Origin of the sequence: Buchnera aphidicola (Melaphis rhois), assembly GCF_005080745.1 — a bacterium.
Taxonomy (GTDB): Bacteria; Pseudomonadota; Gammaproteobacteria; order Enterobacterales; family Enterobacteriaceae; genus Buchnera_B; species Buchnera_B aphidicola_AT.
This window is the reverse complement of the sequence record NZ_CP033004.1, coordinates 259,815-284,561: the sequence shown is the minus strand read 5'-3', so window position 1 is coordinate 284,561 and position 24,747 is coordinate 259,815. Positions and strand designations below refer to the sequence as shown.

At 26.4% G+C, this 24,747-nt stretch carries 21 protein-coding genes, 3 tRNA genes, 1 rRNA gene and 1 pseudogene; 10 read left to right on the top strand and 16 right to left on the bottom strand.

Annotation, left to right across the window (positions count from 1 at the left end; translation table 11 throughout):
* Positions 1-258: 258 nt before the first annotated feature.
* The 5 genes from D9V73_RS01250 to mnmA form a co-directional block, all read right to left on the bottom strand.
* Entirely contained in the window at positions 259-1,044 is a 786-nt protein-coding gene (locus D9V73_RS01250; RefSeq protein ID WP_158336475.1) for an enoyl-ACP reductase, read from the bottom strand.
* Positions 1,045-1,129: 85 nt separating this feature from the next.
* Positions 1,130-1,636, bottom strand: a complete 507-nt coding sequence (locus tag D9V73_RS01245) for a transglycosylase SLT domain-containing protein (RefSeq protein WP_261979194.1) — start codon at positions 1,634-1,636, stop codon at positions 1,130-1,132.
* 271 nt (positions 1,637-1,907) lie between these two features.
* Positions 1,908-3,296 (bottom strand): adenylosuccinate lyase, encoded by a 1,389-nt coding sequence (gene purB / locus D9V73_RS01240; RefSeq protein ID WP_158336473.1) that lies wholly within the window; start codon positions 3,294-3,296, stop codon positions 1,908-1,910.
* 54 nt (positions 3,297-3,350) lie between these two features.
* Entirely contained in the window at positions 3,351-3,986 is a 636-nt protein-coding gene (hflD, locus tag D9V73_RS01235) for a high frequency lysogenization protein HflD (RefSeq protein WP_187307835.1), read from the bottom strand.
* A 28-nt stretch (positions 3,987-4,014) separates the two neighbouring features.
* Positions 4,015-5,124, bottom strand: coding sequence for a tRNA 2-thiouridine(34) synthase MnmA (gene mnmA / locus D9V73_RS01230; RefSeq protein WP_158336471.1), 1,110 nt, complete (start codon positions 5,122-5,124; stop codon positions 4,015-4,017).
* A gap of 240 nt (positions 5,125-5,364) precedes the next feature.
* On the opposite strand from mnmA, the gene lepA reads away from it, so the two are divergent.
* From lepA to acpS, 5 genes and pseudogenes are all read left to right on the top strand, one after another.
* Positions 5,365-7,158 (top strand): translation elongation factor 4, encoded by a 1,794-nt coding sequence (lepA, locus tag D9V73_RS01225; protein ID WP_158336470.1) that lies wholly within the window; start codon positions 5,365-5,367, stop codon positions 7,156-7,158.
* Between the two features lie 25 nt (positions 7,159-7,183).
* A pseudogene (gene lepB / locus D9V73_RS01220) lies at positions 7,184-8,091 on the top strand (signal peptidase I).
* Positions 8,092-8,186: 95 nt separating this feature from the next.
* Positions 8,187-8,867: a ribonuclease III gene (rnc, locus tag D9V73_RS01215; protein ID WP_158336469.1), complete on the top strand. Its 681-nt coding sequence runs from the start codon at positions 8,187-8,189 to the stop codon at positions 8,865-8,867.
* Positions 8,864-9,715, top strand: coding sequence for a GTPase Era (gene era, locus D9V73_RS01210; RefSeq protein WP_158336468.1), 852 nt, complete (start codon positions 8,864-8,866; stop codon positions 9,713-9,715). Before rnc ends, era begins: the two co-directional genes overlap by 4 nt.
* Positions 9,716-9,771: 56 nt before the next feature.
* On the top strand, positions 9,772-10,155 hold the full coding sequence (acpS, locus tag D9V73_RS01205) for a holo-ACP synthase (protein ID WP_158336467.1): 384 nt from the start codon (positions 9,772-9,774) through the stop codon (positions 10,153-10,155).
* A 26-nt stretch (positions 10,156-10,181) separates the two neighbouring features.
* Here acpS and tadA read toward each other — a convergent pair whose 3' ends face one another.
* The gene (tadA, locus tag D9V73_RS01200; protein WP_158336466.1) at positions 10,182-10,640 is read right to left on the bottom strand and encodes a tRNA adenosine(34) deaminase TadA; all 459 of its coding nucleotides are present in this window, start codon (positions 10,638-10,640) and stop codon (positions 10,182-10,184) included.
* A gap of 57 nt (positions 10,641-10,697) precedes the next feature.
* Positions 10,698-11,177, bottom strand: a complete 480-nt coding sequence (smpB, locus tag D9V73_RS01195) for an SsrA-binding protein SmpB (RefSeq protein WP_158336465.1) — start codon at positions 11,175-11,177, stop codon at positions 10,698-10,700.
* A gap of 125 nt (positions 11,178-11,302) precedes the next feature.
* Here smpB and D9V73_RS01190 point away from each other — a divergent pair, with 125 nt between their 5' ends.
* A complete protein-coding gene (locus D9V73_RS01190) occupies positions 11,303-11,608 on the top strand; it encodes an RnfH family protein (RefSeq protein ID WP_158336464.1) in 306 nt (101 codons plus the stop codon).
* A gap of 63 nt (positions 11,609-11,671) precedes the next feature.
* On the opposite strand, the gene grpE is transcribed toward D9V73_RS01190, so the two are convergent.
* The 4 genes from grpE to dnaQ all read right to left on the bottom strand — a co-directional run bounded on the left by grpE (position 11,672) and on the right by dnaQ (position 14,052).
* Positions 11,672-12,235 carry a nucleotide exchange factor GrpE gene (gene grpE / locus D9V73_RS01185; RefSeq protein WP_158336463.1) on the bottom strand — a complete coding sequence of 188 codons (564 nt, stop codon included), beginning with the start codon at positions 12,233-12,235 and terminating at the stop codon, positions 11,672-11,674.
* Positions 12,236-12,352: 117 nt separating this feature from the next.
* Entirely contained in the window at positions 12,353-12,823 is a 471-nt protein-coding gene (gene gpt / locus D9V73_RS01180; RefSeq protein ID WP_158336462.1) for a xanthine phosphoribosyltransferase, read from the bottom strand.
* 362 nt (positions 12,824-13,185) lie between these two features.
* A tRNA-Asp gene (locus D9V73_RS01175) sits at positions 13,186-13,259 on the bottom strand.
* Positions 13,260-13,329: 70 nt separating this feature from the next.
* The gene (gene dnaQ, locus D9V73_RS01170) at positions 13,330-14,052 is read right to left on the bottom strand and encodes a DNA polymerase III subunit epsilon (protein WP_158336461.1); all 723 of its coding nucleotides are present in this window, start codon (positions 14,050-14,052) and stop codon (positions 13,330-13,332) included.
* A 35-nt stretch (positions 14,053-14,087) separates the two neighbouring features.
* Here dnaQ and rnhA point away from each other — a divergent pair, with 35 nt between their 5' ends.
* Both rnhA and gloB read left to right on the top strand, forming a co-directional pair.
* Positions 14,088-14,552: a ribonuclease HI gene (gene rnhA / locus D9V73_RS01165; protein ID WP_158336460.1), complete on the top strand. Its 465-nt coding sequence runs from the start codon at positions 14,088-14,090 to the stop codon at positions 14,550-14,552.
* A gap of 86 nt (positions 14,553-14,638) precedes the next feature.
* Entirely contained in the window at positions 14,639-15,397 is a 759-nt protein-coding gene (gene gloB / locus D9V73_RS01160; protein WP_158336459.1) for a hydroxyacylglutathione hydrolase, read from the top strand.
* A 6-nt stretch (positions 15,398-15,403) separates the two neighbouring features.
* On the opposite strand, the gene D9V73_RS01155 is transcribed toward gloB, so the two are convergent.
* From D9V73_RS01155 to D9V73_RS01145, 3 genes are all read right to left on the bottom strand, one after another.
* A tRNA-Ala gene (locus D9V73_RS01155) sits at positions 15,404-15,476 on the bottom strand.
* A gap of 41 nt (positions 15,477-15,517) precedes the next feature.
* A tRNA-Ile gene (locus D9V73_RS01150) sits at positions 15,518-15,594 on the bottom strand.
* Between the two features lie 65 nt (positions 15,595-15,659).
* Positions 15,660-17,220 (bottom strand): 16S ribosomal RNA (locus D9V73_RS01145).
* Positions 17,221-17,580: 360 nt separating this feature from the next.
* Here D9V73_RS01145 and argS point away from each other — a divergent pair.
* Positions 17,581-19,308, top strand: coding sequence for an arginine--tRNA ligase (argS, locus tag D9V73_RS01140; RefSeq protein WP_158336458.1), 1,728 nt, complete (start codon positions 17,581-17,583; stop codon positions 19,306-19,308).
* A gap of 200 nt (positions 19,309-19,508) precedes the next feature.
* On the opposite strand, the gene flhA is transcribed toward argS, so the two are convergent.
* On the bottom strand, positions 19,509-21,593 hold the full coding sequence (gene flhA, locus D9V73_RS01135; RefSeq protein ID WP_158336457.1) for a flagellar biosynthesis protein FlhA: 2,085 nt from the start codon (positions 21,591-21,593) through the stop codon (positions 19,509-19,511).
* Positions 21,593-22,741: a flagellar biosynthesis protein FlhB gene (flhB, locus tag D9V73_RS01130; protein ID WP_187307834.1), complete on the bottom strand. Its 1,149-nt coding sequence runs from the start codon at positions 22,739-22,741 to the stop codon at positions 21,593-21,595. Before flhB ends, flhA begins: the two co-directional genes overlap by 1 nt.
* 247 nt (positions 22,742-22,988) lie before the next feature.
* Here flhB and D9V73_RS01125 point away from each other — a divergent pair, with 247 nt between their 5' ends.
* Positions 22,989-24,701: a proline--tRNA ligase gene (locus D9V73_RS01125; protein WP_158336455.1), complete on the top strand. Its 1,713-nt coding sequence runs from the start codon at positions 22,989-22,991 to the stop codon at positions 24,699-24,701.
* The last annotated feature ends 46 nt before the right edge of the window (positions 24,702-24,747 follow it).

Genomic DNA, 24,747 nt, shown 5'->3' with positions numbered 1-24,747 from the left:
AAAGCCTATATTTATAATGAAATGAAATATTAACTGTAATATTTATATATATTTGCAACATAAAATACAAAAAAAATTTTATTAAAATAAAGTTAAGTACAATTTAGTTAACTGCTGCATCAAACTAATACATTTAATAATACTCAAAATATATAACTAATTTATGTAATGATCACAATGTTAAAACAATTTTTCTACTAGTTTTAAAATTGATGTATATTTACAATGCATATAAATAGCAATCATTTACTAAAGTTTTTAAGGATTTAACCTATTCATAGCAGTAATATTAAAACCACCATCTACATAAATTGTTTGTCCAGTAATACCTTTAGATAAATTTGAACATAAAAATGCTGCAGTATTACCTATATCGTGAATAGTAACTGGATGACTATAAGGAGTAATAATTTTACTAAATTTTGACATCTTTCGAAAATTTTTAATTCCACATGAAGATACAGTTTTGATAGGAGCAGATGAAATTGCATTAACACGAATACTGTCAATACCCATGCTATTAGCCATATATCTTACATTAGATTCTAAAGAAGCCTTTGCAACACCCATAATATTATAATTAGGTATTGCTTGTTTAGAACCTATATAACTTAAAGTTAACAAAGAAGAATTCTTTTTTAACATTGATCGGCATTCTTTAGCCATACCAACAAAACTATACGAACTAATATCATGAACACGAGAAAAATCGCTTCTAGTTATGTTATTAACATAATCTCCAGACATTTGTTTTTTTGGAGAAAATGCAATAGCATGAACGAATCCATCAAATTTTCTCCATTTTTTTGATATATTTACAAATAAATTCTTAATACTTTCATCGCTAGATACATCACAAGGAAACACTATACTTATTCCTAGTTCTTTAGCTAATGAAAAGACACGTTCCTTTACTTTGTCTAAATGATATGTCAATGCTAATGTAGCATTTTGAGCATGCATAGCTTTTGCTATACCAAAAGCAATAGAATATCGATTAGCTATTCCAGTGATTAAAATTTTTTTACCTTTCATAAATCCCATAAAATAAATCCCGTAAAATAATTTATATCTTGTTAAATGATATAAATTTTAATGATGAGGTAAACTATTTTAAAATCTATTCTAGCTATATTAAATTATAAATAATCATTACTTTTTCAAGATACTTCCAAGCTTGTAAGTCTGGATGCTTTCTTTTAATATGACTAAAAAATTCTTTTTTTTTCATTTTATTTATTCTTTTTATTGCTTTTTTTTTGTCATGAGAAAAAGTTTTTAATAATGCATTTGTGCCATTTACGTATGCTACAATCGTAGCATATCTTAATATTTCTTTATTATTGATTCCTTTTAAACCTTGACATTGTAAGATATGAATGTATGCTGTTCCTATATCAATATTAATTTTAGGATCATATAAATCATAAATAGATGGTTGACCCGATCTTCCCTTAAAATGATATACTTCTTTACCTGCACTATAAGGTTTAATCTGCATTAATCCAATAGCATTAGAACTACTAGTAGCTTGAATATGTCCGGATGATTCAATACAAATAATTGATTCAATTAATTTAGAATCAACGTTATACTTTTTTGAAGATTGTTTAATAATCTTAAACCAAGGTTTCATCAATCTCATTGAGCAATAATTGTGACAAATATTTTTCTTGTAATGAATTTCATGTTTTTTTTTAAGTTATAGAAACCAGAAAGTAACATTATTAAACAAACAACGTTTACTATCGAAAGAGTTTTTTTTTTAATAGTTGAAGTGGATACATAAATAATCTTTATTTATCCTATTAAATTTAAAAAATTAATTAAATTATATCGTATCTTTCAATTTTTTTGTAGTTTTTATATTAATAACGATCTATATAAAATAATTTAAAATACAAATATTATTCATAATATTTTTGATTTTTAAAATTTTTTGCTAATTTTGTTGATAAACCTAAATAATTCATTGGTGTTAGTTGAATAAGTTGTATTTTTTCTTTTTCTGGAATAGTTAAGCTATTTATGTAACTATGAATTATAGCTGAATTAATTTTATTTCCTCTAGTCAATAACTTTAGTTGATCATAAGAATTTGGTATTCCATATTTACACATAACAGTATGAATAGGTTCTGCTAATATTTCCCAATGCTTGTCTAAATCTTCTAATAATTGCACTTCGTTTACTCTTATTTTTTGAATTCCAGATATAAGAGAATCATATGCAATGATTGAATAAGCTATTGCTACTCCCATATTTCTTAATACTGTAGAATCACTTAAATCTCTTTGCCAACGAGAAATTGGCAATTTATTAACAAAATGATTTATTATAGCATTTGACAATCCTAAATTTCCTTCAGAATTTTCAAAATTTATAGGATTTATCTTATGAGGCATAACAGAAGAACCAACTTCATTAGAATTATTTTTCTGAATAAAATAATTTAATGAAATATATCCCCACATATCCTGATTTAAATTAATTAAAATTATATTAACTCTAGCTATACAACTAAAAAATTCAGAAATATAATCGTGAGGTTCAATTTGAGTGGTATAAGGATTCCAAACTAATCCAAGAGACGTAACAAAATCTTGACTAACTTTATGCCAGTTTATATTAGGATAAGCAGAAAAATGCGCATTATAATTTCCTGTAGAACCATTAATTTTTCCTAATAAGTTAATCTGTTTCAATTGTTTAAGTTGACGTTCTAACCTATAAGAAAAATTAACCATTTCTTTTCCTATAGTCGACGGAGTAGCTGGTTGACCATGAGTACGAGACAAAATAGGAAAGTTATAATAATTAGATATAATTTTCTTTATCTCTTTTATTATGTTTTCCCATATTGGTATAATAATTTTATCTCTAGCAGTTTTTAACATTAAAGAATAAGCCAAGTTGTTTATATCTTCTGAAGTACAAGAAAAATGTACAAAATTTATAATTCGATGTTTACCTAATATTTTTAACAACTTGTCTTTTAAAAAATACTCTATAGATTTAACATCATGACTAATAGTTTTTTCTAACTTTTTTATGTTTTGTGCATCATTTTCACTAAAGTTATTTATAATTTCATCAAGATGATAATTAATCATTTCATTTTCTTTTAAAGAAATTTGTATTTCATTCAACGTTAATAACTTTTTTAACCATAACAATTCAATTTTTACACGAAATTTCAAGAATGCGTATTCACTAAAAATATCACGTAATTTAGTAGTATGATTACTATAACGACCATCAATAGGTGAAATAGCAGTAAGAGATGATAATATCATAATTTATTTGCCTTTTTAAAAATATTCATAAATTTTGAATTTATTGTCAAAAATTTAATAAAAAAACTTTTTAAATAAATCATTAGCTTGATTATAAATTTGATTTCTAAAAAAAATGAATTGAAAAAAATTACCACCAACTTGTTTCCATAAAACAGCAGAACGAATTCCTGAAAATAATACACAACGAATCTTGTTTTGCACTAATATATTTTTTAATATTGTTTGAGATCCAAACACTTGAATACGTGATCCTAGTCTACTTATAACATCTAAATATATTTGTGATAATTTATCTGTTAACGTATCATACGAATAATATTCCTTTAAATTATTTTTAATTAATTCAGAAATTCGTGTATATAACATGTTTTGATAAACAATATTTCTTTTCAACTTTTTCTCTAATAGCGTTATGCTTAAAATATAACGCAATATTTTTCCTGATGTATTATAACTATTAGCATTATTTAATAAAGATAATAATGTTTTTATACCTAACTGTAAGTTTTTTTCCGAATTACCATATACGGACAACGTAGTTTTTGGATTAATTTCTAATATACTATTAATGCTAATTTTGAATTCACTATCACTACAACTTCCAGTTTCAGATAATTGGCATACGAGGGCAACAGATTGACATATTCCTGAAAAAGACAAAATAATTGAATAAAAATTTTTGTCCACAATTATAATTTCCTAAAATGATGCTATATTATAGCTTTAAAATAGGTAATCTTTCTTTAATTATCCCACCTCCAAGACACAATTCCGACAAATAAAATACTGCAGATTGTCCAGGAGTTATTGATGAAACTGGATGTTGAAATAATACTTTAACAAGTTTTTCTTTATATAAGAATATTTTACACGAAATATCCTTATGTCGATACCGTATTTTTACTGAACAAAAAAAAGGATTATTTAAATTTATGTCGTTTATCCAATATAATTGATGTACTATTAACCCTATAGACATTAAATAACAATTATTTATACCCTGGGCTACAATTAAAGAATTATGAATGACATCTTTTTCTATTACATACCATGGAATATTTTTAATTCCTGACAGTCCTCCAATACCTAATCCTTTTCTTTGACCTAAAGTATAATACGTTAATCCATTATGTTCTCCTAATACATGACCAGAAGCAGTAACTATATTTCCTTTTTTTTTAGGAATATACATATTTAAAAAATTATTAATATTTTTAGGATTAATAAAACAAATTCCAGTCGAACTTTTTTTATTATAAACACTTAAATTCAACTGTTTAGCAATTTTTCGAACAATTTCTTTTGTTAATTCTCCTAATGGAAATAAACATTTATTAAGAATGCGTTTGTTAATAGTATATAAAAAATAACTTTGATCTTTATCAGCATCAATTCCACGCAATAGTAATGACGATGCGTTAAAATTTTTATTTCGAACGTAGTGCCCGGTAGCAATAAAATCTGCTCCGAGATTATTAATAGCGAATTCGTAGAACGCTTTAAATTTTATTTCTTTATTACATAATATATCAGGATTTGGTGTTCTACCCAACTGATATTCTCTTATAAATATTTTAAACACTTTTTCCCAATATTCATGAGAAAAATTAACTTTATTTAATCTAATTCCTAATTTCTTGCATACATTTTCGGTATCTTCTAAGTCTTTTTCTGCAGAACAATAAACGTTGTTATCATCTTCATCCCAATTCTTCATAAATAGTCCTTCTACTCGATAATTTTGTTGTTTTAAAATCCATGCAGATACAGAAGAATCTACGCCTCCAGACATAGCTAAGACAACTTTCTTTTTTAATTTTAGCATATAAAGTATTTTTTAAAGTTAAATAATTTTTTATTAAACATCATATGAATTTTTTTAGTTTTAATTTAAATAAAATTGTTAATAGCATTCATTAATTGTTATAATATAATTTAACTAAATGTTAATTAGTATTATCGTAATGAATAAATAATAAAGTATGTTTATTATACTCTACATTAAATTAACATAATTTAAAATAATGAAATTAATTAATTACATAACAGGCTTATTCTAAACTTAATGAAAAAAATAAGAAATTTTTGTATTATTGCTCATGTCGACCACGGAAAATCAACTATCTCTGATAGACTAATTCAAACTTGCGGTGGTTTACCAGAACGAGAAATGCATTCTCAAATATTAGATTCAATGGATTTAGAAAAAGAAAGAGGAATAACAATTAAAGCACAAAGTGTTTCAATACAATACACATCAATTCAAAATAAAAAATATAAATTAAATTTTATCGATACTCCAGGACATGTAGATTTTTCATATGAAGTATCGCGTTCTTTGTATGCTTGTGAGGGTGTTTTACTAATTGTAGATTCAGCACAAGGCGTAGAAGCACAAACTGTGTCTCATTGTTACAAAGCACTAGATATGAACCTAAATATCATACCAGTATTAAATAAAATTGATTTACCCCACTCTGATCCTACTCGAGTGGAAAAAGATATAGAAAGTATAATAGGAATTTCTACAAAAAATTCTATACATTGTTCAGCAAAAACAGGAATAGGAATAGTCAATTTGTTAGAACAAATCGTTTGCGATATTTCGCCTCCAAAAGGTAGTTCTAATAATGATTTTCAAGCGTTAATTATTGATTCATGGTTTGACAATTATTTAGGAGTAGTATCTTTAATTTGTATAAAAAATGGGGTTCTTACAAAGAAATCTAAAATAAAAGTGATGAGTACAAGAAAAATATATAATGTAGAAAAAATAGGCATTTTTACTCCTAAGCGAATATATAAGGACAAACTAGAATGTGGAGAAATAGGTTGGATTATTTGCGGTATTAGAAATATTATTGGAGCTCCGGTAGGAGATACTTTAACTTCAATTCATAGTTCATCAGAATATGTGTTACCAGGCTTTAAAAAAATTAAACCGAAAATTTACGCAGGTTTATTTACTATAAATCCGCATAAATTTAATGTATTTAGAGATGCTTTAGGAAAACTTAGTTTAAATGATTCATCTTTATTTTATGAGCCTGAAAATTCTATTGCACTAGGATTTGGGTTTAGATGTGGTTTTTTAGGATTATTGCATATGGAAATTATACATGCTAGATTAGAAAGAGAATATAATCTTGAAATAATATTTACCGCACCTACTGTTGTATACAAAATCAATACATCTAACAATAAAATTATTTTTCTTGATTCTCCATCTAAATTTCCAAAGTCAAATGCAATAAAGAACATTCAAGAACCTATTGCTAAATGTAAAATCCTACTTCCAATTAAATATTTAGGAAATATATTACTATTATGTTCGAAAAAAAGAGGTGTACAAAAAGATTTAATATATTATGAAAATCAAGTATTGCTATACTACGATATTCCCATGTCAGAAATAATATTAAACTTTTTTGATTGTCTAAAATCTGAATCTAGGGGATATGCCTCGTTAGAATATGATTTTGATTCGTATAGAACTGCTGATATGCAACGATTAGATATATTAGTTAATTACAAAAAAATAGATGTTTTGTCATTAATTGTTCATAAAAAAAAATCAATAATTCAAGCACGTGAAATAATAGAAAAAATGAAATTATTGATTCCCAGACATCAATTTAATGTTGTTATTCAAGCTATGGTAGGTACAAAAATCATAGCAAGATCAACTATAAAACAAGTAAGAAAAAATGTATTAGCTAAATGTTATGGAGGAGATGTAACAAGGAAAAAAAAATTATTAGAAAAACAGAAAATTGGAAAAAAGAAAATGAAAAAAATAGGTAATATAAATATACCAAAAGAAGTATTTTTATCTGTTTTAAGCAATAAAATTAATTAAATTTCAATAAATATAAGAGAAAAACATGGATAACAATAATTTAACTATGTTCTTACTAATATCTACATGTATTACTGGATCGTGTTGGTTTTTTCAAAAAATAGATAATTTTATAAAAAAAAAATAATATGTTCTATAAGTTGGATTAATTTTATAGCGTCTTTTTTCCCAATAATTATTATAACCTTCGTAATTCGTTTTTTTTTATATGAACCATTTCAAATTCCATCTGGATCAATGATGCCTACATTATTAGTAGGAGATTTCATATTAGTACAAAAGTTTACTTATGGAATAAAAAATCCTATTACTAATAATATACTAATCAATGTAAATAAACCTAAATACGGTGATGTAATAGTTTTTAAACATCCTAAAAATTCCAATTTAAATTATATTAAACGAGTTATTGGATTGCCTGGAGATAAAATAACTTACAATTTCTTTACTAAAAATTTAATTATACAATTTAACACTTTCAAAAAAAACTACAATAAAAAACAAACTTTCATTCCTCATATTAACACAAAGCAAAGTGATTTTTTTCAATTGTTTAAATATGATATAGAACCTATGTTTTTGAATAATAGTTACGATTATAACAAGAAAATAGAAAAAAATGTTAATTTAAACATATGCACAGAAAAATTAGGACAATCAAAATATAAAATATTATTTTCAAAAGAAATAATAGATAATAATGACATATACTTTAAACAACCTAATCAAGAAAAAGGTACTTGGATTGTACCGAAAGATATGTATTTTGTCATGGGAGATAACAGAGATAATAGTTTAGATAGTCGTTATTGGGGATTTGTACCAAAGAAAAATTTAATAGGAAAAGCAATTTTTATATGGATGAGTTTCAAAAAAACAGAAAATAGCTGGCCAACAAGCATTAGAATTAACCGAATTGGAAGTATACATTAAAATAATTTAAGACATTCTAAAATGCATGATAATAAAATATACATAAAATTGTTACACGAAATATAAATCACTATATTAGTATAATTGGCAACAACATGAATCATAATGTAATACACAAATTACAAAAAACTTTAGGATATACTTTCATAAAAAAACATTTATTAATTCAAGCTTTAACTCATAGGAGTGCACATAGTAAACATAACGAAAGACTTGAATTTTTAGGAGATTCTATTTTAAGCTTTGTTATAGCTAATGCACTTTATCATTACTTTCCTAATGTTAATGAAGGAGATATGAGTAGAATGAGAGCAACATTGGTTAGAGGTAATACTTTAGCAAAAATAGCAAATGAGTTTAATTTAGGAAACTACTTACAGTTAGGACAAGGAGAATTGAAAAGTGGCGGCTTTAAAAGAGAATCTATATTAGCAAACACTATCGAAGCACTCATTGGCAGTATATTTTTAGATAGTAATTTAAAAACAGTAGAAAAATTAATTCTACAATGGTATCAAAAAAGATTAGAAAAAATTAGTCCTGGAGATACTCAAAAAGATCCAAAAACAAGATTGCAAGAATATCTACAATCAAAACATTTGCCGTTGCCTGAATACTTAGTTAAACGAGTATATGGAGAAGCACATAATCAACTATTTACCATTTACTGTGAAATTAGCGGAATCAACGAAAAATCAATTGGTATTGGATCCAGTAGAAGAAAAGCTGAACAAGAAGCTGCACAAAACGCACTAAAAAAGTTGGGGTTAGAGTGAAACAGGCAAATTATTGTGGTACAATTATTATTGTTGGTAAACCAAATGTAGGAAAATCAACTATAATTAACAAATTAGTAAAAAACAAAATATCTATAGTTTCTAAACGTCCGCATACTACTCAAAATAATATTATTGGAATTCATCACGATGGATTGTATCAATCAATTTATATAGATACTCCAGGTATATCATACAAACATACAGATTTTGTGAATAAAAAAACACGTAGTTGCATTAATAAATTATGTAATAATTCAGAACTAATTTTATTAATTTTAGAAAAAACTAATTGGACATTAGAAGATGAATTAGTTTTAAATACTATAAAACATAATACCACTCCTATAATCGCAATTATAAATAAAAACGACAAAATATTAAATAAAATAATTTTATTGCCTTATATGGACTATTTAAGAAAAAAATATTTATTTAAGCATATTTTACCTATTTCAGCAAAAACAGGAGAAAATATTGATGTATTATATAAAATAGTTAAAAATATTTTACCTATGTCTAAACATCAATTTTCTTCAAGTCAAATAACAAATTATAGTTTGAATTTTAAAATTGAAGAAACTATTCGAGAAAAATTTATATTTTATTTAGGTAACGAACTTTCTTATTCGATTAAAACCAAAGTTGAAAATATTTATTTTAACACAAAAAATATTTGCGTTATAAGAGCTATAATTATTGTAAAAAACAATCAACATAAAAAAATTGTTATTGGAAATAAAGGGAAAAAAATTAAATTATGCGGCACTATAGCTAGAAAAACGCTAGAAAAATATTTAAAAAAATCAGTACATCTTATATTATTTGTAGCAAAGAATGATAAATGAGTTCTATTACAAATATATGTTAATAAATTTTATATTAGTTAAGGATACTAAACATTATGAGTATTATTGGAATAGGTATAGATGTTGTATCTATTAAACGAATAAAAAGTGTTATAAGTAAGTTAGGAAATAAATTTGCATGTCGTATATTATCTGAATTTGAATTACATGAATATAAAAAAAATGCATATCCTATTTTATTTTTAGCAAAACGATTTTCTTCTAAAGAAGCAGCTTCAAAAGCATTAGGTATAGGAATAAAAAATGGAATAACATTTAATGATTTTGAATTATATCATGATAATTTAGGAAAACCCTACTTGAGATTACTAAAAAAAGCTCAGGAAATGTCTAAAATTTTAAATATAAATTCAATACATATCAGCATAACTGATGAAAAACTATACGTATCTACTTTAGTGATTTTTGAAAATAAGTAAAGTAATATCGTTTTTATTAAAAAAACTTATTTTTTTCTTTTGTTCCAAAAAAAATTTTTTAATATATTTCTACATTCTTTTTTTAAAATATTTTTTGTAACAGTTATATTGTTTTTTTTTATGACACGTAATAAATCGTTATTCAAACAAAAATAATCATTTTTATTGTTATAACTTGCTCCGAATACTAATCGAGAAATTCTACTATGAATAATAGCTCCGTAACACATAAAACAAGGTTCTAATGTGACATACAATGTTGTATTTAATAAGCGATAATTTTTTAAAACAGTTCCTCCAGCACGAAAAGCTATTATTTCGGCATGAGCAGTAGGATCATGCTTCGAGATAGAACTATTTGAACCATGTCCAATAATAATATTGTTTAATACTAATACTGCACCAACTGGGACTTCTTCATCTACTTCAGCTAGTTTAGCTAATCTAATAGCACACTTCATAAAATATTTATCATCTTTATTCATATGCTTATCCTAAACGAATTTTACTGTATTAATAGTAATATGACGTAACTTAAAAAGCTAACTTGATTTTTTCATAAGTCGATTTTTCTCAATATTCCATTGAGATTTTTTTTCTGTTTCACGTTTATCGTATTTTGTTTTTCCTTTAACAATAGCTATTTTTATTTTACACCAACTATTTTTTAAAAAGCACGATAAAGTTACAGCAGAATAACCTTCCTTGCATATTCTATTATATAATAAAGTAATTTCATTTTTATGTAATAAAATTTTCCTATTTCTATTAGAATCTCTAAATGTATATGAATGAGTAGTATAAATAGAATTAAATTTCGCTCCAGTTAAATAAGCTTCATTCAAATTAAACAAAACATAACTATCACTTATGTTTATATGTCCTAATTTAAACGATTTTACTTCCCAACTTAATAATACTAAACCCGCTTCTAATGTTTCTTTTATAAAATATCTATATTTTATTTTTCTATTAACAACAATGTTAACAATTGAGTTATTTACTTTTCGTTCTGTTTTCATAACTAACGCACCTTAAATACAATAGATATCTTTGTTATAAATATATATCATGTTTACTTCATAAATTACTATTAATATAACGATTTATATTATACTTAACAAATAATAATAACATTATATATAAAATGAAATCCATTGAAGTTACTATTATATATGCTTTAAAAAATAAGCAATATATAAAAAAAATAACATTAAAACATGAAGTATCTATAGAACAAGCTATATTAGACTCTAATATTATTGATACTAAAATAGTAGATATAAGACAAAATAATGTAGGAATTTATGGAAGAATAATCAATTTAACAGATATTGTGTGTCATGGAGATCGAATTGAAATTTATAGACCATTATTAATAGATCCAAAATCATTAAGAAGAAAGAAGGCATTATTAAAAAAAAAAGTTGACGTAAACATTCTTGCAGAATAAACATTAAATGTTTTGAATTTTCTGCAAGAAAAAAATATTATTATATGCTTAGAGATCTCTATCTTACGGTTTAGAAACTATAACCATTGCTGGACGCAATAATCTGCCATTAAGTAAATAACCTTTTTGCATAACTGAAATAACATAATTTTCTTTTACATTTGTAGATGATTTAATAACCATGGCTTGATGTATATCAGGATTAAATGGTACATTAGATTCATTTATTATTTCTAAACCAAATTTTTTTAACAATTTAATAAAAGATTGTAAAACATTTTCTAATTTGTCAAATATAGGATAAAAAATTTTTTCTTCTTTGTTAAACAAATTTAGTGCACGTTCAATGTTATCAATAGTAGGTAATAATAAATTTATAAATTTATTTAAAGAAAATTTATAAGTATTATCAATCTCTTTTTTTGATCTATTACGATATAACTTCAACTTTTCTTTTGCTAATAACTTTTGATTTACTAAGTCTGTATTAAGATCAATAATTTGTTTACTTAAAATATGTATTTTATTTTCATCAATATTAGAATTAGAATCTAACACAGATTTATTATCTTCTAAATTAATATGATTAACATTACTTTCTTTTAATAATTTTTCTTTTATATCCATTGCTGTTAACTCCTTAAAATAAAATATTTTTAAAATTATTTCAAAATATCCTACATTATCTAACAATAAAAATCTTTATATATATTAATATAAAGTAGCTCGAATAAGTCGTAAATATTATAAATCTCTAATCAACGGAGATTGATAAGAAATTCCCATATCCCATGGCTGTTCAATCCAAACTTTTTGAGGTACATCTATAATATATTCATCTACTAACAATTTACCCATTGGTTTTGCAAAAATAGTAACAAATGCAGCTTTAGGATACATATGACGAATAACTTTACCTGTACCTCCAGTATCCACTAAATCATCCACTATAATTACATTAGACTCATTTATACTTTTTATAGAAGAATTTTTTAAAATTTTTAAATCTCTTAAATGATTATGGTCATAACTAGACACGCAAATAGTATCTATTAATCTAATATTTAGTTCTCTAGCTAATAGTGCTGATGGGATTAATCCACCCCTACTTACTGCAATGATACCCTTCCACTGTGTTACTGGAAGTAATTTATAAGCTAACTTTCTAGCATAAATTTGTAGCATATCCCAAGTAACAATATATTTCTTACTCATAAAAAACCTAAAACAATGTAATTGTATAATTGTTTGAATTTAATTAGAAAAACATTACAAAATTTATGCTAAAATTATTTTTCTAAATTTGAAATTATTATTGTTTTAAGAAATAAGTTAAAACGTATAATATGCTAAATTATTTTAGTACTACATAACATATACAATATATAAACTAATTATTATGCATATATCCCAAAATTAATTAAATATCATTTTTTATTTTGTTTATCTTAAGTAATTTAAAGTTCTGATAATATATGTATATATTTTTAAAATAATTTTATTAGTCAAAATAATATTTGAAGTAAAAATTAAGAAGAGAAAAATTTAAAATATATAACATTAGTAAAAATTTAACACGGTGCGGACGGGACTCGAACCCGCGACCCCCGGCGTGACAGGCCAGTATTCTAACCAACTGAACTACCGCACCACAATTGATAACTCTAATTTAAAATTATATAATTTAATATTATATATGTCAACCTAGTTTTATATACATTTTATTTTATAATCCACATACACTTTCCTGATTTTTTAATCATATGTTTTAAATATCTTTCGTGAACGATATTTTCATGATCAGTTGCTAGTACAATTTTTGATTGAATGTATTTCGAAAAAGATGAACTTTCTTCACAATGGTAACGTGAAATGTTATCATTTAAAAATGGAAGTGGTTCTTGAAAATGAGTCATAAAAATATATACTTTAGCTAATAATTTAGCATCGTAAATAGCACTATGAACTTTTCGATGATTATTATCAATCTTATATCGAGAACATAATGCATCCAAAGTATTTTTTTTACCTGGAAATATTTTACGTGCTATAGCTAACGTATCAATAATATTACACTGTTCAGTAATATCTTTTATATTTAATTTGAGCATACTTAATTCATAATTAATAAATCCAACGTCAAATTTAGAATTATGAATAATCACATCAGAGTCGTTAATATATTTTAAAAATGATTCAGCTATTTCAAAAAATTTCGGCTGACTTAGTAAAAAACTATCAGAAATACCGTGAATCTTAAAAGCACTTTCATCTATTAATCTATCTGGACAAATATACGAATGAAAATTATTTCCTGTAATATAATTATTAATAATTTCTATTGCACCAATTTCAATAATTCTATGATTCATATAAAAACATCCAGTAAAATTCATGCCTGTAGTTTCAGTATCTAAAACAACTTTTCTTTTATTATTTTTCATATATTTATACATTATCATTACAAGGAAATATAATTATGTTACAACGTACTGTTAAGATATTTTCAGATGGATCTTGTCTAGGAAATCCTGGTCCAGGGGGATATAGCGCAATCATTAAATATAAAAATAGTGAAATAACTATTAGTGAAGGTTTTTATCTTACTACAAATAATCGAATGGAACTAATGGGGGTAATAACAGCATTAGAAAAACTTAAAAAACAATGTACTGTTGAAATAACAGTGGATAGCAAATATGTCAAAAAAGGAATATTATTATGGATAAAAAGATGGAAATTAAACAACTGGAAAACAACAAAAAACAAAACTGTCAAAAACATTGATTTATGGTTACGATTAAACAAAATATCATATATACATCATATTAGTTGGAAATGGGTAAAAGGACATACAGGTCATCCTGAAAACGAAAAATGTAATAATTTAGCACAATACTCCGCTCATAATCCTACTCTTAAAGATGTTGGATACTTTTGTTAACTTGAATAAAATATATATTATTTAATTAAATTTAAAATTATTTTTATAAAATATTTACCACATTATTTCATGAAGAGTATTAATATATGAGAATCGAATATATTCCAATATTAAAAGATAACTATGTTTGGATAATTATAAATGACGATAATTTATGTATTATTATTGATCCAGGAGACTATGATTCAATTATAAATAGCATCAAAAAACTTAACATATATCCTGTAGCTATTTTAATTACGCACTATCATCAAGATCACATTGGAGGAGTTAAAAAATTATTGGAAATCTATCCTAACTTGTTTATTTACGGACCAAAAAAAAACAAAAATTTTAAAATAAATAAAATATGTACAAATAATGATTATATTAATATTCTAAACTATAAATTTAAAATTCTATCCACTCCTGGCCATACTTCTGAGCATATTTCTTACTATACAAAACCGCACTTATTTTGTGGAGATGTTTTATTTTCAAGTGGATGTGGGAAAATAGAACAAGGACTAGCTTTAAAAATGTATCGATCACTTAACACTATTATGAATTTACCTGAAGATACTTTAATTTACTGTGCACATGAATATACATTAAATAATTTGAAGTTTTCTCTTTCTATTTTTTTAAAAAATAAGGAAATATTTAGAATCTATGAAAAAGTTAAAAAAAAACTCTCAGAAAATAAATGTTCATTACCTAGTATATTAAAAATAGAAAAAAAAATAAATCCATTTTTAAATTTAGGAAAATCGGAAGTAAAAATTTTTACAAAAATTCATAAAGATTTAGCGTTTAAATTAAATATTTTGTTAAAATTAAGAGAAATGAAAGAAAAATATAAATAATAAAATTGGAGCTAAGCGGGATCGAACCGCTGACCTCCTGCGTGCAAGGCAGGCGCTCTCCCAACTGAGCTACAGCCCCATGAGTTAAAACAAATAAGTCTAAAAATTCCATTTTAAATATGGTAGGCCTGAGTGGGTTTGAACCACCGACCTCACCCTTATCAGGGGTGTGCTCTAACCAGCTGAGCTACAAGCCTGCTTGTTAAAAAAAATAAATCAGAAAATTTGTGTGGACACAACCTAAAATTTAAGAATTATTTTTTAAGGAGGTGATCCAACCGCAGGTTCCCCTACGGTTACCTTGTTACGACTTCACCCCAGTTATGAATCACAAAGTGGTAGGCGCCCTCCTATAAATCCGGTTAAGCTACCTGCTTCTTTTGCAACCCACTTCCATGGTGTGACGGGCGGTGTGTACAAGGCCCGGGAACGTATTCACCGTGGCGTTCTGATCCACGATTACTAGCGATTCCGACTTCGTGGAGTCGAGTTGCAGACTCCAGTCCGGACTACGACATACTTTATGAGGTTTGCTTATCTTTACAGAGTTGCTTCTCTTTGTATATGCCATTGTAGCACGTGTGTAGCCCTGGTCGTAAGGGCCATGATGACTTGACGTCGTCCCCACCTTCCTCCGGTTTATAACCGGCAGTCTCCTTTGAGTTCCCGGCCAAACCGATGGCAACAAAGGATAGGGGTTGCGCTCGTTGCGGGACTTAACCCAACATTTCACAACACGAGCTGACGACAGCCATGCAGCACCTGTCTCATAATTCCCGAAGGCACTTTTTTATCTCTAAAAAATTCTATGGATGTCAAGACCAGGTAAGGTTTTTCGCGTTGCATCGAATTAAACCACATGCTCCACCGCTTGTGCGGGCCCCCGTCAATTCATTTGAGTTTTAGCCTTGCGACCGTACTCCCCAGGCGGTCGACTTAACGCGTTAGCTTCGGAAGCCACTTCTCTAGGAAACAACCTCCAAGTCGACATCGTTTACGGCATGGACTACCAGGGTATCTAATCCTGTTTGCTCCCCACGCTTTCGCACCTCAGCGTCAGTATTCATTTAGGAGGTCGCTTTCGCCACAGGTATTCCTCTAGATATCTACGCATTTCACCGCTACACCTAGAATTCTACCTCCCTCTACGAGACTCTAGTCTATCAGTTTCAAATGCAGTTCCTAAGTTAAGCTTAGGGATTTCACATCTGACTTAAAAAACCGCCTACGTGCTCTTTACGCCCAGTAATTCTGATTAACGCTCGCACCCCCCGTATTACCGCGGCTGCTGGCACGGAGTTAGCCGGTGCTTCTTATTCGGGTAACGTCAGAATAACTTATTTATTAAATAAGTTATTTTTCTTCCCCGCTGAAAGTACTTTACAACCCTAAGGCCTTCTTCATACACGCGGCATAGCTGCATCAGGCTTTCGCCCATTGTGCAATATTCCCCACTGCTGCCTCCCGTAGGAGTCTGGACCGTATCTCAGTTCCAGTGTGGCTGGTTATCCTCTCAGACCAGCTAGAGATCGTAGCAATGGTAAGCCATTACCTCACCATCAAGCTAATCTCGTCTGGGTTCATCTAAAAGTGTAAGGCCAAAAAATTTTTTGGTCCCCTACTTTGGTTTTTCAACATTATGCGGTATTAGCCATCGTTTCCAATGGTTGTCCCCCTCTTTTAGGTAGATCCCCAGATATTACTCACCCGTTCGCCGCTTGCCGACAAGAAGTTAAAAAAACCTTCTTTCGATGCCGCTCGACTTGCATGTGTTAAGCTTGCCGCCAGCGTTCAATCTGAGCCATGATCAAACTCTTCAATTAAAAACTCTTTTATAAAAAAATATTAAATAATTTATTCATAAATTTTGGTGTGCCCACACAGATTTTCTGATATTTTTTTAAAGAGCATTACTTCTGAACTTTTTACATAATTACATTTTTTATTACCTTTGTCAACAATTTTAAATACAAATTTTTATATTTATGTATGCAATTTATAGATTAAAGTTGATTTTGTATATCCGGAAACACGCATAAAAACCAAAAAAAATACATTGTTTCAATTATCAATTTTAAAATAAACCTATCTATGATATGTTAAAATAAACACATTTAATTGCTATAATAATATATTAATTTTAATAATTATCTATACATTAAACATTTAGATTAAAAATAAGTATGAACATAAAATTAAAATTGAAACAACATATAGTACAATCTTTAACAAGAAACGGAATCGAAAATAATAACAATCTTCTAATTAGTAATACCTATCAAAAAAAACCATGGCACTATCAAATTAACGGGATAATTAAAATAGCAAAAAAAATAAATCAAGATCCCTATAAGCTCGCCTGTAATATTGTATCTGAAATTCAAATATACAAAATGTATCACACAATTCAAGTGTCTAAACCTGGATTTATTAACATTTTTTTAAATGAAAAATGGATAGAAAAAAAATTAGAAAAAAAAATGAAGTCAATACGATTAAATGTTAAACTTGTTGAACCACAAAACATTGTTATAGATTATTCATCTCCAAATATGGCAAAAGAGATGCATGTAGGGCATTTACGTTCAACAATTATAGGAGATGCTACAGCTAGAATCATGGAATTTCTTGGACATAACGTTATAAGAATAAATCATATTGGAGATTGGGGAACACAATTTGGTATGATTATAACTTACTTAAAGGAAAATAAAAAAATAAATAGAATAACTGAAAATACAAATTTTAATAAAATTTATCAAAAATCAAAAATAGAATATGAAACAAATGAAACATTTTTTAATAAAACAAAAGAAAATATTTTAAAATTGCAATCTGGCGATAAACATTATATAAATATTTGGAAAAAAATTGTCGATACTACTATTAAAAAAAACGAAAAAATATACAAAAAATTAAATGTTACTTTAACTAATGAACATATTGTAGGAGAAAGTTTTTATAAGAATATGCTCCCAAATATCGTTAATGATTTAAAAACCAAAAATATAGCAGTAGAACATCATGGCGCAATAATGATATTTTTAAAAAAATTTAAAAACAGATATGGACAACCTATGGGAATTATTATTCAAAAACAAAATGGTACGTTCCTATATGCAACCATTGATTTAGCATGCTTAAAATACCGATATGATGTTTTACATGCTGATAAAATTTTATACTACACTGATACTCGTCAACACCAATATTTAATGCAAATAGTAGAAATAGGTAGACTAGCTAATTATATTCCCAATCATGTACAAATAGAACATCATATGTTCGGAATGATACTTTCCGAAAATAATCATCCTTTCAAAACTAGATCAGGAAATTCTATCAAATTGTCTTCTTTGCTCGATGAAGCTATACAACGCGCTAAAATCATTGCAAAACAAAAAAATCCAACACTTTCTAAAAAAAAAATAGACTTTTTATCTAGGAAAATAGGAATAGGTGCAATAAAATATTTCGATTTATCTAAAAATAGATCAAATAATTATGTTTTTAATTGGAATAACATTTTGTCATTTAATGGAAATACAGCACCATACATACAATACGCATATACTAGAATACTATCAATATTTAAAAAGCTAAAAATTTCAATGTTACACTTAGAAGGAAAAATTAAACTTATAGAATTATGTGAGAAAAAACTAGGATTAAAATTATTACAATTCGAAGAAATAATTATAGAAACAGCTAATAAAGGCATGCCTAATATATTATGTACTTATCTATATGAACTCTCAACAATCTTCTCTCATTTTTACGAAACATGTTCTATTTTGCTATCTAAAAATATCGAAATGCGATTCAGTAGACTAAATTTAGCATTTCTAACTGCTAGAACGTTAAAACTCGGTTTAAACATTCTCGGAATTTCAACAATTAATTATATGTAAATAAACAATATAAAATCTAACATCAAAGTATTACTTTTGTCATTTTAATACTTAATGACAGAGTTAATATTTTAAATAATTAACCATTTATTACAAACTAATAAGTGATACATGATCCAAATATGTACCACTCTAAATATATAAATAGTTACTAATATTTCATATATTAAGCATAGAATAGAACAATAATTATGTTTTTGTTAAGATGCTACAGTACTCGTAAAATATATTTTTTCATGATTTTCTTCTAATTCCAAATTAGATAAAATAATTAAATTAGGAAATATTTTCAATAGTATTTGTGACAAATGCATTCGTAATTTGTGATTTACCAAAAGTACTATTGGATTATTAAGTAAAATTTGGTTGTCAATAGCTTTTTTTAATTCCTTTAAAAAATAATTATATAACTTCGGTTCTAATATACCATTATTATGTTCACTTTGAAAAGTTTGCAACAATATATTTTCTAATTTAATACCTAATCCTATAACTTTAAACTCATTATTTTTAAAAACTTTTTGGACAATCAATTTTTGTAATGCAATTCTTACTACACTCGTTAACATCGATTCGTTATTTTGATAAGAAGCAGAATTAATTATTAATGTTTCTAAAATAGTTTGCATATCACGAATGGGTACATGTTCAGCTAATAAATTTTTTATAACTTTATGAAACGTTGTTAAACTAATTATGTTGGGAATTAAATCTTCGACTAATTTTGGAAAATATCTGCCAACATAATCCAATAATTGTTGAGCTTCTTGTCTTCCAAATAATTTACTAGTATTGTCTAAAATAATTTTATTCAAATGTGTAGAGATCACAGTACTATCTTTAACAATGTTATACCCTTTGAGTCTTGCTTGATTTACTAAATGTTTTTCAATCCAAAATGCCCGAAAATTAAAAGTAGGATCAGTTGTCTCTTGTGTAGATAACGAATCTAACTTATTCTCTGGATCAATAGCTAAAAATTGATTACATTTAACTATTCCTTTACCTATTTCAATGCCTTTAATCAAAATTCGATAAGAATCATGAAATAAATAAATATTATTTCTAATATGAATTAATGGGGGTAAAAACCCAATTTCTTTAGCACATTGTTTACGAACATTTCGGATTTTATATAATAAATTATCTTCTCCTTCATTTTCTTTCACCATCGGAACGAGTTTACTTCCTAATTCGATACCTATAGAATCTTCTAGTTGTACATCATTCCAAGTAGCATCTTGAGTATTAGAAAACTCTGGTTTGCTTGTCTTAGATGATAATAATATAAATTTGTCAGGATTATTGTATAACAACCACGATAATAAAAATAGCAAACTAGTAAAAAATAAAAAAATAATATTAGGCATGCCAGGAACTAATCCAAAAATTCCTAGAACAACTCCACTTAATAATACAACTTTAGGATTATAAAACAATTGACTAATCATCTGTTCACTAACGTTCTGATCTGTACTTACACGAGTAACGATAACTCCAGAAGCTGTAGAAATCACTAAAGCAGGAATTTGAGCTACTAAACCATCTCCTATGGTTAATATAGTATATACTTCTACTGCTTTCGTGAACAACATACCATGTTGCAATACACCAACAATTAATCCACCAACAATATTAATCCCCATTATTAATATCCCAGCTATAGCGTCACCTCTAACAAATTTACTTGCTCCGTCCATAGAACCATAAAAATCAGCTTCTTGTGTTATTTCTAGCCTTCTCTTTTTAGCTTGTTCTTCTCTAATTAAACCTGCGTTTAAATCAGCATCAATTGCCATTTGCTTTCCTGGCATACCATCTAATATAAACCTAGCTCCTACTTCTGCAATACGCCCTGCTCCTTTAGTAATTACCATAAAATTTATAATAACTAAAATAATAAATACAATAATACCTATTGCAAAATTTCCACCAACTAAAAAATGACCAAATGCTTGAATAACATTACCAGCAGAATGAGACCCTATATGTCCATATAATAAAATAATTCTTGTAGATGCAATATTTAATGCCAAACGTAACAGTGTAGAGAATAATAAGATTATAGGAAATGCAGTAAATTCTAATGTATGAATAGTAAACATTGATACTAATAATATTACAATAGATAAAGCTATATTAAATGTGAAAAATATATCCAAAATAAATGGAGCCAAGGGCAAAACCATCATTGATAAAATAATCAAAATTAACAAAGGACCAGATAATATTTGCCATTGAATTAATTTCAATTGTTTTAATATATTTGATAACACACTAGTCATTAATTTTTATCCTTTTTTAAAGTACGTAATTCTAAAGGAATAAAAAAGTTATGAGGTTGATTAGGAAAAGTTCCACCTTTTTTCTTCCAATCTCGAACTTTCCATACCCAAGTTAATACTTCTGCAACAGCTGCATATAACGTACTAGGTATGTACTGACCGATATCCGTATAATGATATAAAACACGAGCTAATGATAATGAAAAAAGAACTGGAATAGAATATTTATCTCCTATTTCTCGAATTTTTAATGCTAACTCACCAGATCCCTTAGCCAATACTTTTGGTGCAATCATACTATTTTCGTTATATTGAAGAGCAATAGCATAATGTGTAGCATTCACAACAATTACGTCAGATTTTGATATACTAGATAACATAATACGACGACGCATTGATGCCCTCATAGTTTGACGAATACGTGATCTAATTTGAGGATTTCCTTCTGTTTTTTTAAATTCATCAAGTATCTCTTTCCGAGTCATACGTAGCTTTTTGTAATAAGCATATTTTTCCCAAAATATGTCGAAAACAACAATTGGAATGATCATAATTAAAATAGTTAAAATACATGAAAAAATGATAGAAAAACTATACTTTAATGACAACAATACACTTTTTGACGTAAAATTTAAAGATCTTAAAAAAAAATGAGATACATAAAAATACACAACATAACTAACCAATAATATCTTTAATATAGATTTAAATAATTCCACAATAATTTGGATTGAAAACAATCTCTTTAGTCCACTTATAGGATTTAATTTGCTAAAACTAAATTTTAATGATTTAATATGAAAATTAGAATTACTAAAAATTATTGATAATAATATAGTTAAAAATATAGGAAAAAAAATAATTTTTAATATACTAATAACATGAGCTTTCAAAAATAATACTGAATTAGAACCAAATACATGCCCGTCTTTAGTAACAGAGTTGTCAAAAACGAAACTAGAACGCACAATATTTTCAAAAAGTATTACTATATTGTATTTATTAATCCAAAAAATTATCAAAAAACTTATTAAAATTAAAAATGAATTCAACTCACGAGAATGTCTGCTATTTCCTTCCTTTTTAGCTCGTTCTAACCGGTGATGTGTGGGGCTTTCAGTTTTTTCTTCATTATTATCATCACGCACAATATTTGCCTTTTATTATCTAATAATATGTTTGCATATAATATATACTTACTGAAAATAAAATGAACTTTTTTTATTAAAATAAATATCTAGTAATAAATACATAAATATATGACTTGTCAAGATTTATACCTTTAATAAATATATTAACAATTAACATTAAAAATTTTAAAAATCATATACTATATATTTCATAAGAATATATAAATTAACTATAAATGTTATTTCTATTTGAGAGCTAAAATATATGCGAGCTACACAATATTTATTTTTAACGCTAAAAAATAACCCTAATAATACAGATAGTATTAGTCATAAACTTATGTTGCGAGCTGGAATCATCAGACAAAATGCTTCAGGTATATACACTTGGCTACCTACAGGATTACGCATATTAAAAAACGTAAACAAAATAATAAGAAAAGAAATAAATAAACTAAATGCATTAGAAATTAAAATGCCAATATTACAACCTGAATCACTATGGAATTTAAGTAATAGAAAAAATGCATATGGACGTGAACTATTTTCAATATTAGATCGCAAAAACAACAAGTTTATACTAGGACCTACTCATGAAGAAATGATAACTAATCTAATTCACAATGAATTAAAATCATATAAACAACTACCATTAATATTATATCAAATCCAAACTAAGTTTCGTGATGAAATTCGACCTCGTTGCGGAGTGGTAAGATCTAGAGAATTCATTATGAAAGATGCATACTCTTTTCATATAGATTTATTATCATTAAAAACAACCTACAATTTGATGCACAACGCATACAAAAATATATTTAAAAAAATGAAACTAAAGTTTCATATTGTCGAAGCTGATTCCAATTCTATGGGGGGAACAAAATCACATGAATTTCAGGCATTAAGTAGTTATGGAGAAGACACAATCGTATTATCAAATAAATCTAACTACGCGGCTAATATACAAGTAGCTACCTTTAAAAGAAAATCTGAAATATATAAAAACAATATTATACAAGAAATAAAAACTTTAAAACCTTCTCTTCATTTTTCACATAAATGCTATTCATCTAAAAAAAATAGAATTAAAACTATTCTAATAAAGTTAAAAAAAAATAATAAAAATAATTTCATAGCAATATTAATTCGAGGAGATCATACTATTAATGAGAAAAAAGTATCAGAAATAGATATTATTTCTTCTCCTATTGCATTAGCTTCTAATAAAGAAGTATTAAACATAACTGGTACTACATTAGAATTTGTAGGACCAATTGGTTTAAATGTACCAATTATAGCTGATTTCTCAGTAATAACTCTTAAAAATTTTACTATCGGTTCTAATATTACAGGAAAATATTTTAATAATATTAATTGGGGAGAAGATCTTTCTATTCCAAAAAGTTTTGATATTAGAAATGTCATGGAAGGAGATATTAGTCCTGACGGGAAAAGCAGGTTAATAATCAAAAGAAGCATTGAAATAGGTCACATCTTTCAGTTAGGAGAAAAATATTCTCGAATAATAAAAGCTCAAATACAAGATAAAACTGGTTGCAAAAAATTTTTAAAAATGGGATGTTACGGAATCGGTATTACAAGAACAATAGCTGCTATTATTGAACAACACAATGATTCGAAAGGAATTGTTTGGCCTATGTCTATTGCTCCCTTCCAAGTAGCCATCATTCCTATCAATTTCCACAAATCTAAAACAGTGCAAAATGAATCACACTTTTTTTATTACCATTTAAAAAAAAATAAGGTTAAAGTAATATTAGATGATAGACATGAATGTCCTGGAGTAATGTTCTCAGAAATAGAACTAATAGGAATACCTTTAAGTATTATAATCAGTGATAAATTAATAAAAAACAATGAAATAGAGTATCACGACAGACATGATAATACTAAAAATATTATTAATCGAAACAAAATAATTCAACTAATTATAAGCAAAATAACTTTAAAAAGTTAATACATTTATCATAACTGTAATAAAATTTATTTATATACATCTATTA

Excerpts from the sequence above, each read along its gene's own strand:
- D9V73_RS01250 (WP_158336475.1), bottom strand. The coding sequence starts at position 1,044 with ATGGGATTTATGAAAGGTAAAAAAATTTTAATCACTGGAATAGCTAAT.
- D9V73_RS01245 (WP_261979194.1), bottom strand. The coding sequence starts at position 1,636 with ATGAAACCTTGGTTTAAGATTATTAAACAATCTTCAAAAAAGTATAAC.
- purB (WP_158336473.1), bottom strand. The coding sequence starts at position 3,296 with ATGATATTATCATCTCTTACTGCTATTTCACCTATTGATGGTCGTTAT.
- mnmA (WP_158336471.1), bottom strand. The coding sequence starts at position 5,124 with ATGCTAAAATTAAAAAAGAAAGTTGTCTTAGCTATGTCTGGAGGCGTA.
- lepA (WP_158336470.1), top strand. The coding sequence starts at position 5,365 with ATGAAAAAAATAAGAAATTTTTGTATTATTGCTCATGTCGACCACGGA.
- rnc (WP_158336469.1), top strand. The coding sequence starts at position 8,187 with ATGAATCATAATGTAATACACAAATTACAAAAAACTTTAGGATATACT.
- acpS (WP_158336467.1), top strand. The coding sequence starts at position 9,772 with ATGAGTATTATTGGAATAGGTATAGATGTTGTATCTATTAAACGAATA.
- tadA (WP_158336466.1), bottom strand. The coding sequence starts at position 10,640 with ATGAATAAAGATGATAAATATTTTATGAAGTGTGCTATTAGATTAGCT.
- smpB (WP_158336465.1), bottom strand. The coding sequence starts at position 11,177 with ATGAAAACAGAACGAAAAGTAAATAACTCAATTGTTAACATTGTTGTT.
- D9V73_RS01190 (WP_158336464.1), top strand. The coding sequence starts at position 11,303 with ATGAAATCCATTGAAGTTACTATTATATATGCTTTAAAAAATAAGCAA.
- grpE (WP_158336463.1), bottom strand. The coding sequence starts at position 12,235 with ATGGATATAAAAGAAAAATTATTAAAAGAAAGTAATGTTAATCATATT.
- gpt (WP_158336462.1), bottom strand. The coding sequence starts at position 12,823 with ATGAGTAAGAAATATATTGTTACTTGGGATATGCTACAAATTTATGCT.
- dnaQ (WP_158336461.1), bottom strand. The coding sequence starts at position 14,052 with ATGAAAAATAATAAAAGAAAAGTTGTTTTAGATACTGAAACTACAGGC.
- rnhA (WP_158336460.1), top strand. The coding sequence starts at position 14,088 with ATGTTACAACGTACTGTTAAGATATTTTCAGATGGATCTTGTCTAGGA.
- gloB (WP_158336459.1), top strand. The coding sequence starts at position 14,639 with ATGAGAATCGAATATATTCCAATATTAAAAGATAACTATGTTTGGATA.
- argS (WP_158336458.1), top strand. The coding sequence starts at position 17,581 with ATGAACATAAAATTAAAATTGAAACAACATATAGTACAATCTTTAACA.
- flhA (WP_158336457.1), bottom strand. The coding sequence starts at position 21,593 with ATGACTAGTGTGTTATCAAATATATTAAAACAATTGAAATTAATTCAA.
- D9V73_RS01125 (WP_158336455.1), top strand. The coding sequence starts at position 22,989 with ATGCGAGCTACACAATATTTATTTTTAACGCTAAAAAATAACCCTAAT.